Annotated in this window: 11 protein-coding genes; 4 read left to right on the forward strand and 7 right to left on the reverse strand. The window is 62.9% G+C overall.

The genetic code is table 11. The features are described from left to right. Positions 1-99: 99 nt before the first annotated feature. Positions 100-525: a TIGR02301 family protein gene (locus VR74_RS00005; protein WP_299949183.1), complete on the reverse strand. Its 426-nt coding sequence runs from the start codon at positions 523-525 to the stop codon at positions 100-102. Between VR74_RS00005 and VR74_RS20180 the strand changes: the two genes are divergently transcribed. Then, a complete protein-coding gene (locus VR74_RS20180) occupies positions 505-1,491 on the forward strand; it encodes a D-2-hydroxyacid dehydrogenase (RefSeq protein ID WP_299949186.1) in 987 nt (328 codons plus the stop codon). The genes VR74_RS00005 and VR74_RS20180 overlap by 21 nt on opposite strands. 19 nt (positions 1,492-1,510) lie before the next feature. On the opposite strand, the gene VR74_RS00015 is transcribed toward VR74_RS20180, so the two are convergent. Then, positions 1,511-2,707: a hypothetical protein gene (locus VR74_RS00015; protein WP_045693307.1), complete on the reverse strand. Its 1,197-nt coding sequence runs from the start codon at positions 2,705-2,707 to the stop codon at positions 1,511-1,513. Positions 2,708-2,813: 106 nt separating this feature from the next. Further along, complete coding sequence (locus VR74_RS00020; protein WP_045693309.1) at positions 2,814-3,785, reverse strand: nitronate monooxygenase; 972 nt, start codon at positions 3,783-3,785, stop codon at positions 2,814-2,816. 206 nt (positions 3,786-3,991) lie between these two features. On the opposite strand from VR74_RS00020, the gene VR74_RS00025 reads away from it, so the two are divergent. Beyond that, complete coding sequence (locus VR74_RS00025; RefSeq protein ID WP_045693311.1) at positions 3,992-4,279, forward strand: hypothetical protein; 288 nt, start codon at positions 3,992-3,994, stop codon at positions 4,277-4,279. A gap of 166 nt (positions 4,280-4,445) precedes the next feature. Continuing rightward, positions 4,446-4,775, forward strand: coding sequence for a hypothetical protein (locus tag VR74_RS00030; RefSeq protein ID WP_299949188.1), 330 nt, complete (start codon positions 4,446-4,448; stop codon positions 4,773-4,775). 77 nt (positions 4,776-4,852) lie between these two features. Here VR74_RS00030 and VR74_RS00035 read toward each other — a convergent pair whose 3' ends face one another. Genes VR74_RS00035 through VR74_RS20185 form a run of 3 tightly spaced genes read right to left on the reverse strand, consistent with a single transcriptional unit; the run spans position 4,853 to position 7,179 of the window. Further along, positions 4,853-5,638, reverse strand: a complete 786-nt coding sequence (locus VR74_RS00035) for an SDR family oxidoreductase (protein WP_045693316.1) — start codon at positions 5,636-5,638, stop codon at positions 4,853-4,855. Between the two features lie 54 nt (positions 5,639-5,692). Next, positions 5,693-6,151 (reverse strand): NUDIX hydrolase, encoded by a 459-nt coding sequence (locus tag VR74_RS00040; protein WP_299949190.1) that lies wholly within the window; start codon positions 6,149-6,151, stop codon positions 5,693-5,695. Beyond that, a complete protein-coding gene (locus VR74_RS20185) occupies positions 6,148-7,179 on the reverse strand; it encodes a glycosyltransferase (RefSeq protein WP_299949192.1) in 1,032 nt (343 codons plus the stop codon). The genes VR74_RS00040 and VR74_RS20185 overlap by 4 nt, the downstream gene beginning before the upstream one ends. A 191-nt stretch (positions 7,180-7,370) precedes the next feature. On the opposite strand from VR74_RS20185, the gene VR74_RS00050 reads away from it, so the two are divergent. Next, positions 7,371-8,375 (forward strand): patatin-like phospholipase family protein, encoded by a 1,005-nt coding sequence (locus tag VR74_RS00050; protein ID WP_045693318.1) that lies wholly within the window; start codon positions 7,371-7,373, stop codon positions 8,373-8,375. On the opposite strand, the gene rsmD is transcribed toward VR74_RS00050, so the two are convergent. Continuing rightward, the gene (gene rsmD / locus VR74_RS00055; RefSeq protein ID WP_045693320.1) at positions 8,372-8,932 is read right to left on the reverse strand and encodes a 16S rRNA (guanine(966)-N(2))-methyltransferase RsmD; all 561 of its coding nucleotides are present in this window, start codon (positions 8,930-8,932) and stop codon (positions 8,372-8,374) included. The two genes, VR74_RS00050 and rsmD, sit on opposite strands and share 4 nt — an antisense overlap. Between the last annotated feature and the right edge of the window lie 86 nt (positions 8,933-9,018).

A 9,018-nucleotide genomic window follows, 5' to 3' on the forward strand; every position in this document is an offset into this window, starting at 1 on the left:
CGGCGCTGGCCGCGTTCGCGTCAGCCGTGGGCGGCGGCGCGATTGCGGCGCAGGACGTTGCCAGCAGCGCCGCTGCGCCAGCTATCAGGATCTTGAACATCAGTTGGGTCCTCGCTTGCGGGTATCCTTGGGAAAATAATGCGTGGCCATGCGATTGGAGATATCGCGGCCATCGTTCGCGAACCGGGCCTCGGCCTCGATGGCGCGGTTATCGCAGTTCATGTACTGGGCGCTTGTGCGGGTGTAGGCATTGTTGAAGCCTTCCACGAGGGATGACCGCAGGCCGCCGCGTTCCGGGGCTTCGTAGCGAAGCATGTCGGACATGTAGCGCCGCCAGTACTGGTCTTCGCGCCCATTGCAGCGCACGCGAATGGCATGGGCCGATCCGAGCGTCGCCGCAAGTTCGGCCGCATCGCGGAAATAGTCAGGGCCGCGCAGGGGAATGCCTGACTGGGCCGAGGCAGTGCTTGCCCCCGCAATCACTAGCAGGCTAAGCAGGGCGCCATGAAAGACTGTCTTGTTCATGCGAAAACCTTCGCGCGCATCGCTCCGAGGCTCAAGGGCCTTGAAGACAAACTCAATATCATCGTCATGGACGATAACGGTGTCTTCTCCAAGGCCTCCACTGGGGAAGAGGTTTCCGAGCCAAGGCCGGAAATCGCCTTTGGCAATGCAGAGGCTTTTTTCTGCCCCGGCGTGCGCCAGTTCATCAAGGCGGTGGCCGCAAGCGGGCGGCTCGACTGGTTCCAGTCTGCGGCGGCAGGCATTGAGAATCCCGGCCTGGTGATGATCGGCAAGGCGGCCAGCAAGTACACAACCAATCACACCCAGTCAGAAGCGATGGCCGAGTGGGCGCTCTGGCAGGCGCTCGACTATTTCCGGCAGGGACCGAAGCACCGCGCGCAGCAGGCGGCCGGCGTGTGGGAAAAACTGGATTCGCGCGAGATCCGCGGCTCGAACTGGCTGATCGTCGGCTTTGGTTCGATCGGGGCGTCCACAGGGCGGCGCGTCATGGCGCTGGGCGGTCATGTGACGGGCCTGCGCCGGTCCCAGGGCCTCGCGGAAGGGGCTGACCGCATTGCGCACCCGGATTCGCTCCTGGCGGAACTGCCGAAGGCCGATGTCGTACTGCTCTGTGTGCCGCACACGCCGGAGACAGAAGGCATGGCCAATGCCGGTTTCTTCGCGGCGATGCAGCCGGGCGCCCTGTTCATGAACCTTGGCCGGGGCGCGCTGGTCGATGAAGCCGCCCTCATGGCGGCGCTCGATGCCGGGCGCCCAGCCCATGCGGCGCTGGACGTGGCATCAGAGGAGCCGCTGCCCGCAGACCATCCGCTCTGGACGCACCCGCACATTACGCTGACGCCGCATGACAGCCCGCAGACCGAGGGCACCCTGCTGGGCGCGGATGACACATTCATCGAAAACCTGCGCAGGTATGTCGCCGGCGAACCGCTGAAGCATCTTGTCGACAAGTCGGAGTTCGCCTGAGACCGGTACGGCGCGGGGGTCAGCCCTTGAGGAAATCAGCGACCGCCTTCAGGCGGTCAAGCTTGGCCCGGTCGACATCAAGTTCCCGATTGGCGTCGGCGCAGCCCTTGGCGACGGCGGCATTGTAGGCCGCATCCGGGTCGCCACTGCCGCCCACCAGCAGCCAGGTATTCAATTCGGCGAGGACGGTATCGCGCGGCGGGCGCAGGGTCGTCACCGAGAAGATCGAAAACCGCGAGGCCGCTTCCATCGTCGCGTTGACGGGATTGCCCGCCTTGAACTCACGGATGCATTTTTCGATCTCTTCCGGACGGTTCCTGTTGACGCGGGCGTTCGCCTCAAGGCGGGCCTCTTCCTCCCTGATTTGTGCCTGTACGACCTTCTTCACGTCAGGGGTCGCGCAGACCTTGCGGAGCACGTCCCTGCGCTTGTCGAGATGGGGCAGGCGTTCATCCAGGAAATAGACGTCGAACCGCTTGCCCGCATCGACACACAGGCCGTCCGGTTCCACCGCATCATTCCGGAGCAGGAGGTCGGCGACCTCGGGCGAGAAGTGATCATCGACCAGATAATAGGGCAGGACCCAGGCGCGGGCCCTCGCGCCGCTCAGCTTCATGCCGCCCTGAAGGAACAGGTCGACGGCGCGGATGTCGCCTTCCTTGATCATCTGCCGGAAGGGATCTGCGCCCCAGGAGATGCCCATATTGGCGAGCTCCTTGCGTGGATCGTCACTTGTTTCCTGTTTGACCCGCCCGATGGCCTCTTTCGTCTCGCGGGTGGTCTCGTCAATCACGCGGGTGCGCGCATCAATCTCCGTCGTGGTTGCGTCGATTTTCCGGGTCGTGCGGTCAATTTCCGAGATGTCCGCCTGCAGGTCCAGAATCTGTGCCTGGAGCGCCCCGATCGGTTCCACATAGGAGGCCAGCACGCCGCGCTCGCCGGTCTCGGGCTTTTGCGCCTGCAGCAGGATCAGGATGGCGGACACGGCGGCAAGCAGACCGCACACGAAGCCTGCCGTCAGCCTGGCCTGCGACTGCTGGTGACTGAACAGGCCGATGGCAAAGACCGTCAGCAGACCGAGTATCGACAGGACCAGGACATAGGACGCAACGGGCGCAACAGGCTGGGACAGGTCCGATATGACGCCGACAATGCCGCAGAGTGCGAAGGCCTTGTCCGCCGCGGCAAAAAGGCGTGGCTTTGCGATCTCCGTCATGAAACCGTCCCCCGTCACTGGAGCCGTCTTTCATGCGCAGCCCCGCGGCCGCAGGTGTTGCGGCCACGAGTATATTGTCCATCTTAGGGCTTTATGACAAGCGCGTTCAGGTTTTCAGTCCGGCCATCCGGTCGATGGCCGCTTCGGCGTCGCGCATGATGTCGGCAACGATGGCTGCGACGGGCTTGACCTCATGCACGCCGCCGGCCGACTGGCCCATGGCGAAACAGGACGTGTCCTGATCGAGTTTCGCTTCGTCAACAATGCCGCCAATGCCGCCGATCACGCCGGTCTGGCTGGAATGGATGGCCTGGAACGGGAAGGGCTTGATATCCTGGGGGCGGGTTTCCCAGTCATTGATGTACTCGTTCGTGCGGCAGCGCATGGGCTTGCCGGAATAGCAGCGCGTCCGGGTCGTGTCGGTGTCGCCTGCGCCAACGACGGCCTGCTTGTACATGTTGGCGGCATGGGCCTCTTCGGACGCGATGAAGCGCGTGCCCATCCAGACACCGCAGGCGCCGAGTGCGAGTGCGGCGGCGAGGCCGCGGCCATCATAGATGCCGCCAGCGGCGATCACCGGGATCTTCACGGCTTCGACAGCCTGCGCCACGAGGGGCATCGTGCCGACGAGGCCGGTATGGCCGCCGCCTTCGCCGCCCTGGAGAATCACCGCGTCGCAGCCAGCCTGTTCGGCCTTGACCGCGTGCTTCACGGCGCCGCCGACAACCATGACCTTCACGCCGGCATCCTTCAGCCGCTTCATGATCGGCATCGGCACGCCAAGGCCTGCGACAAAGGAATCAGCGCCGCCCTTGATGATCACGTCGACGGATTCTTCAAGGCTTTCAGGGCTTGCGGCCAGAAGGTCGACACCGAAGGGCTTGTCGGTGAGTTCGCGTACGCGTTTCATCTGCCCGGCGATGAAGTCCGGTCCGGTGCCGGCCATGCCGAGCACACCGTAGCCGCCTGCATTGCACATGGCGGCGCAGACTTCGGCATACGAGACGCCGCCCATGCCTGCGAGCATGATGGGATGGTCAACTTTGAGCAGTTTGGTCAGCGCGGTGTTGAGGGCCATGGGATGGCATCCTTTCTGTAATGAAATCCGGATTTTGCACCTTAGGTGGCCGCCCCAAGGTCAACGCAATAGGGACAAGGCCGCTATCGTGTGGTCACAATCGCCCACAGTTTGCCCCATTCCCGCCGTGATCTGCAGTCAAATAGCACGTCAAGCCGAGGGAATTGTCCACTCGGTGTTAATAAGTCAAACGAGGGGAAGCTCCTATGACGAAACTTTTTGCAAGCGCTGCCATCGCAGCCCTTTTCGCTGGTGGTGCCATGGCTATGGGACCAACAGAAGAAGCGACTGCCGCACCAGAAGCGACTGTTGAAGCGGCTGAAGCCGTTGATGCGACCGCCGAGGTCGCTGTTGCTGAAGACGCAGAAGTCGCTGCTGAAGTTGAAGCACAGGGCGATGGTGAAGCTGAAGTCGTCGCTGAAGACGAAGCCGATGCTGAAGCCGAAGCTGAAACCGAAGTCGAAGCAGAAGCTTCGGCACCGGATGCCGAATAAGGCTGCGATAGCCGGAATTTGCCCTCTCCCTACCGGGAGGGGGCTTTTTCCGTTATAGGGATCAACAGTCGGGACAATAACGGCTGCCTGAGAAATGAACTTTTAGTAATGACAGAGAAGTGCTATGGGCCTTCCCGGTCATCTGACCAACAACAGGGGTAATACAATGAAGAACATCTTGATCATCGGCGCTGCCGCGCTGGCTCTCGCCGCTTGCACGCCAAAAGAAGAAGCTCAGCCAGCCGCTGATGCGGCTATCGAATCGGCCGGCGAAACGGTTGATGCTGCTGCCGCTGCTTCGGAAGAAGCTATGGAAGATGCTGGTGAGGCACTCGACGCTGCTGCTGACGCTTCTTCGGAAGCCGCCACCGACGCTGTTGACGCCGCTGCCACTGCAGTCGACGAAGCCGCTGAAGTCGTTGAAGGCGCAATGGATGACGCTGCTGAAGCCGTCGAAGACGCTGCTGAAGCAACCGAAGAGCAGCCACAGGAATAGGCTCTGGCTCAAAGCCGCCTAGAACAAGGGCCGCCCCTTTCGGAGCGGCCCTTTTTTATTGCCCGCACGTCAAGCGCCTAGAAGACCGAATAGCCGCCATCAATGATCAGCGTGGTGCCGGAATGGTAGGATGACGCATCCGAGGCAAGGTAGACCGCCATGCCGCCAAAGTCTTCCGGTTCGCCCCAGCGCCGAATCGGTACGCGCGAGATGACCTTGGTCGTGAACGTGTCATTGCCCTGCGCCGCCTCGGTCATGTCCGTGGCGATCCAGCCGGGCAGGATGGAGTTGCCGCGGATATTGTAACGGCCATAATCGACCGCGATGGCCTTCATCATTGCGATGAGCCCGCCCTTGGTGGCTGCGTAGGCCTGGTTGCGGCCGGCGCCTTCGATGCCGGCCAGCGAGGCCGTGCCGATCAGCGAGCCACCCGGATCGCCGGCCTTGGCGCGCTTGACCATGGATTTCGCCGCTTCGCGCAGGGTGAAGAAGGCGCCTTCCATGTTGATCCGGTGATTGTAGCGCCAGGTTTCAATGGTCATTTCCTCAAAGCTGGCTGCGCCGCGCCCGACGCCGGCATTGGCGATGCATGTATCGATGCGTCCGAAATGCGCTTCAACCTCGGCCATGGCTTTGACGACCTGGTCTTCTTCACCCACGTCGACCGACCAGGCGGCCACTTTGCCGGTTCCGAGCTTTTCCAGCTTGGCGACAGCTTCCTTGTTGGTGTCGGCATTGCGGCCCCAGATTGCCACATCGGCATTGGAGGCGGCGAGCGCTTCGGCCATGCCAAGCCCGATCCCCCGGTTGCCGCCGGTCACGAGGCATGTTTTGCCGGAAAGGTTGAACGGTGCGTAGGTCATGTATGTTTCCTCCAATTGATTTGGGAGACAACACATAGCTGACGCTGGGGAGGGTCAAGTGATTCTTGGGCCAGCCGCGACGAGCGCCCGCGCAGCGTCGATGATGCGCCGCGTTTCGTCCCAAAGGCCGAGGTGGTCCAGCCGGTCTGGTGAAATCCATTCGGCATGGGCCGCATCATCGCCTGCCACGGGCTCGCCCGACACCCACAGGGCGGCGTAATCAAACAGGACGTAGTGGCGGCTTGTGTCGCCGGTCCGGCGCGAGGTGAAGATGGCGTCTATCACATCGACCAGGCCGACAAGGCGCGCGGTGACGCCTGTCTCCTCGTGCAACTCTCGCAAGGCGGCATCGCCAGCGTGTTCGCCAAACTCGAGGCGGCCTCCGGGGATCGACCAGTCGCCGGCGAGCGGCTTTGTGCCGCGCCGGATGAGCAGGACGTCATCCCCGCGAAAGCATGCGGTGCCGACCGCAGGTACCGGCCGGAGCGGAATGGCCTCTTTCGGCACCGTCACTGGCGCGCACGCCGGGTGGACCGGTCGAGTTCGGCAATCATCGACACGATCTCCGGCGCCGTCTCGCGCTGTTTCGGGAAAAGCACGCCCAGCCGGGCCGATACAGGCAGGTAGAGCAGCGTAAAGGCTGAAGGCTCGCGTACCAGAAACGAGAGGATGGTGGCGGCATCCGCTTTCTTGATGGCGCCAACAAGCTGGTCGAACCCGATCGCACGCCGGATGGACTTGAGGCGGTCCAGATTGGCGGCCCTGACTTCGGCTGACTGGCCATCTGCGGCGGCGTCCGATTGCGCCGTTGCCTCCAGCGCTTTGAGAGATGCCATGTCCAGCCGGTGGGAGATGGAGGCCGAATGCTTGCGGTAGAAATAGAGTGTTTCGGGCAGTGTCGCCATGATGCAGCCTGCGCGAAGCAGACGGACGATCAGGTCATAATCCTCGCCGATACGCATGGTTTCATTATAGCGGATGGCGTGCGCCCTGAGCGCCGCGTGCCGGATCAGCGGCTTGGCATAGCCGAGCTTGGTGCCCTTGCCGAACAGGAAATTGGCGCGGATATAGGTTTGTTCACTGATAGTGCCCGGCGCTGTTGCGAGCTGGCCGTCGAACATGGTGCCGATGCCGGATGATCCGTCCCCGTCAAAGATCGCGAGATCGTCAATCAGGATGTCGGCACCTGAAGTTTCGGCGGCGGCCAGCATGCGTGACAGGCGCTGCGGGTGGATCAGGTCGTCGCTGTCGATAATGGCGATCCAGTCTCCGTGTGCCTGGTCCAGCGCAAAATTCCGCACAGGTGCCGGTCCGCCCAGCCGCTGGCCGCTGAATACGCGCAGGCGGGGGTCCTGTTCGGCGATGCCCTGCGCCAATGCAACACTGCCATCAGCCGAGCCGTCATCGACAAGGATCAGTTCCAGGGATGTCAAATCCTGCCCGAGCACCGACTGGATGGCTGCGGCGAGGTATGGTTCGCCATTATAGTTTGCCATCAGGACCGAAACGGCGGGGGGATCGGCGCGGGTTCCGGTCGTCATAGGCAGGTGGGTCCGGGTGATATTGAAGGTTCCAACCGCCTATCACTAGTCGGCCCTGATCAAAAGCGCGTCATCGCGGCTGGAAGAGGCTGTGCCTGCGGCAGGAAGGGCGCATAGCACGATTATGGCTGCCTGAACGGCGTATTAAGGCTGGTTCGGCGATAGATGTTGCGGTCAGCAAGGATTTGGACATGGCAAAGCAAAAGCGGCGCACGATCAGCCTGGCCCTGCAGGGCGGCGGCGCGCATGGTGCCTATACCTGGGGCGTCCTCGACCGGCTGGCCGAGGAAAGTGACCTCGACATCGCCGCGATATCGGCGACGTCTGCCGGGGCGATCAACGCGGTCGCGTGGGCGGCGGGCATGGCGGAGAATGGCACTGATGGCGCGAAGGCGAAGCTGGAAGCCATGTGGCATGAGGTTTCACGGGCGAGCCCCCGCGCGACGCCGTTCGGCGCGTTGAGCGCCATGGCCTTTGCCTATGCCAGCGCCCTGCAGAGCATTGCGAGCCCTTACGACCTCAACCCCTTCAACCTGAACCCGCTGCGCCAGGCCGTGGAATCACAGATCGATTTCGAGGCGGTGCATGCGTCCGGCGTATTGCTGTTCCTGTCGGCGACCAATGTCGAGTCCGGCCGGGTGCGTGTGTTCGGCCGCGACGAGATCACCGCCGATGCCGTGCTGGCCTCGGCCTGCCTGCCGCAGACATTCCAGGCGGTGGAGATTGACGGCCAGGCCTTTTGGGATGGCGGCTTCATGGGCAATCCGAGCCTGTTCCCGCTGATCTATTCCGGCGCGCCGCGCGACGTGCTGCTGGTGATCCTCAATCCGCTGGCGCGGCCCGGCATACCGAAACGGGCTGGCGAGATACAGGAGCGTATGAACGAGATCAGCTTCAATGCGTCCCTGATCGGCGAGTTGCGCGCCATCGCCTTCGTGCAGCACCTGATAGATGACGGGATGCTGAAAGAGCCGATCATGAAAAAGTACCGGCGTCTCAACGTGCATGCCATCCGGGGCGGGCAGGACCTTATCAAGCTCGATCTCAGCACCAAGTATGACACGAGCTGGAAATTCCTGACCAGCCTGCGCGACATGGGACGGGCGGCGGCTGAAAACTGGCTGGTGAATGACGCTCATCATGTTGGCACGACAACGTCCAATATGGATATGCGCAAGGAATTCCTGGACCCTTAGGCGCGTTTCAGGAAGCTGACCTTGGCGGCGCCATACGTGCGCTCATCGAGCCGTTCCCAGCCATCGAAGGCCAGCATTTCGTCGGCGGCGGTTTCCACGATGGCGATGGCGTCCGCGGCGAGCCAGCCGCCGGTGGCGAGCTGGGCAAGGGCCGGTTCGGCGAGGCCCTTGTGATAGGGCGGGTCGAGGAAGGCGATATTGAACGGCTCGCCGACGCCTGCGGGGATCGGGCCGAGATCCGTGGCCGAGCGGCGCTGGATGCGCGTCGTGCCGAACAGGTCGAGCGTTTCGCAATTATCGCGGATCGTGCCGCGCGCCCCGGCATCGGTTTCGACGAAGACGCAAAAAGCCGCGCCGCGCGACATGGCCTCAAGGCCGAGCGCGCCTGATCCGGCAAACAGGTCGATCACGCGGGCGCCGTCCAGTGCGGGTGCCCAGGCGGCATGCGAGATCAGGTTGAACACGGCTTCGCGGGTGCGCCCGCCGGTTGGCCGGGTCGACTGGCCTTTCGGCGCCGCGATGGGCCGGCCCTTGAATTCGCCTGCAATGATCCGCATCGACCTTGGGTTCCTGCTCTTTACTTTCCCGGCGTGTAGGGTGATCTCAGGCCCATGACAATTACCCTCTCTCCGATGGCGCGTGC

The organism is Hyphomonas sp. BRH_c22 (genome assembly GCF_000961795.1).
In the GTDB taxonomy this organism is placed as follows: domain Bacteria; phylum Pseudomonadota; class Alphaproteobacteria; order Caulobacterales; family Hyphomonadaceae; genus Hyphomonas.

Bases quoted from the DNA above. Each gene is read 5' to 3' on its own strand.
- VR74_RS20180 (WP_299949186.1), top strand. From the start codon at position 505: ATGAAAGACTGTCTTGTTCATGCGAAAACCTTCGCGCGCATCGCTCCG.
- VR74_RS00005 (WP_299949183.1), bottom strand. From the start codon at position 525: ATGAACAAGACAGTCTTTCATGGCGCCCTGCTTAGCCTGCTAGTGATT.
- VR74_RS00015 (WP_045693307.1), bottom strand. From the start codon at position 2,707: ATGACGGAGATCGCAAAGCCACGCCTTTTTGCCGCGGCGGACAAGGCC.
- VR74_RS00020 (WP_045693309.1), bottom strand. From the start codon at position 3,785: ATGGCCCTCAACACCGCGCTGACCAAACTGCTCAAAGTTGACCATCCC.
- VR74_RS00025 (WP_045693311.1), top strand. From the start codon at position 3,992: ATGACGAAACTTTTTGCAAGCGCTGCCATCGCAGCCCTTTTCGCTGGT.
- VR74_RS00030 (WP_299949188.1), top strand. From the start codon at position 4,446: ATGAAGAACATCTTGATCATCGGCGCTGCCGCGCTGGCTCTCGCCGCT.
- VR74_RS00035 (WP_045693316.1), bottom strand. From the start codon at position 5,638: ATGACCTACGCACCGTTCAACCTTTCCGGCAAAACATGCCTCGTGACC.
- VR74_RS20185 (WP_299949192.1), bottom strand. From the start codon at position 7,179: ATGACGACCGGAACCCGCGCCGATCCCCCCGCCGTTTCGGTCCTGATG.
- VR74_RS00050 (WP_045693318.1), top strand. From the start codon at position 7,371: ATGGCAAAGCAAAAGCGGCGCACGATCAGCCTGGCCCTGCAGGGCGGC.
- rsmD (WP_045693320.1), bottom strand. From the start codon at position 8,932: ATGCGGATCATTGCAGGCGAATTCAAGGGCCGGCCCATCGCGGCGCCG.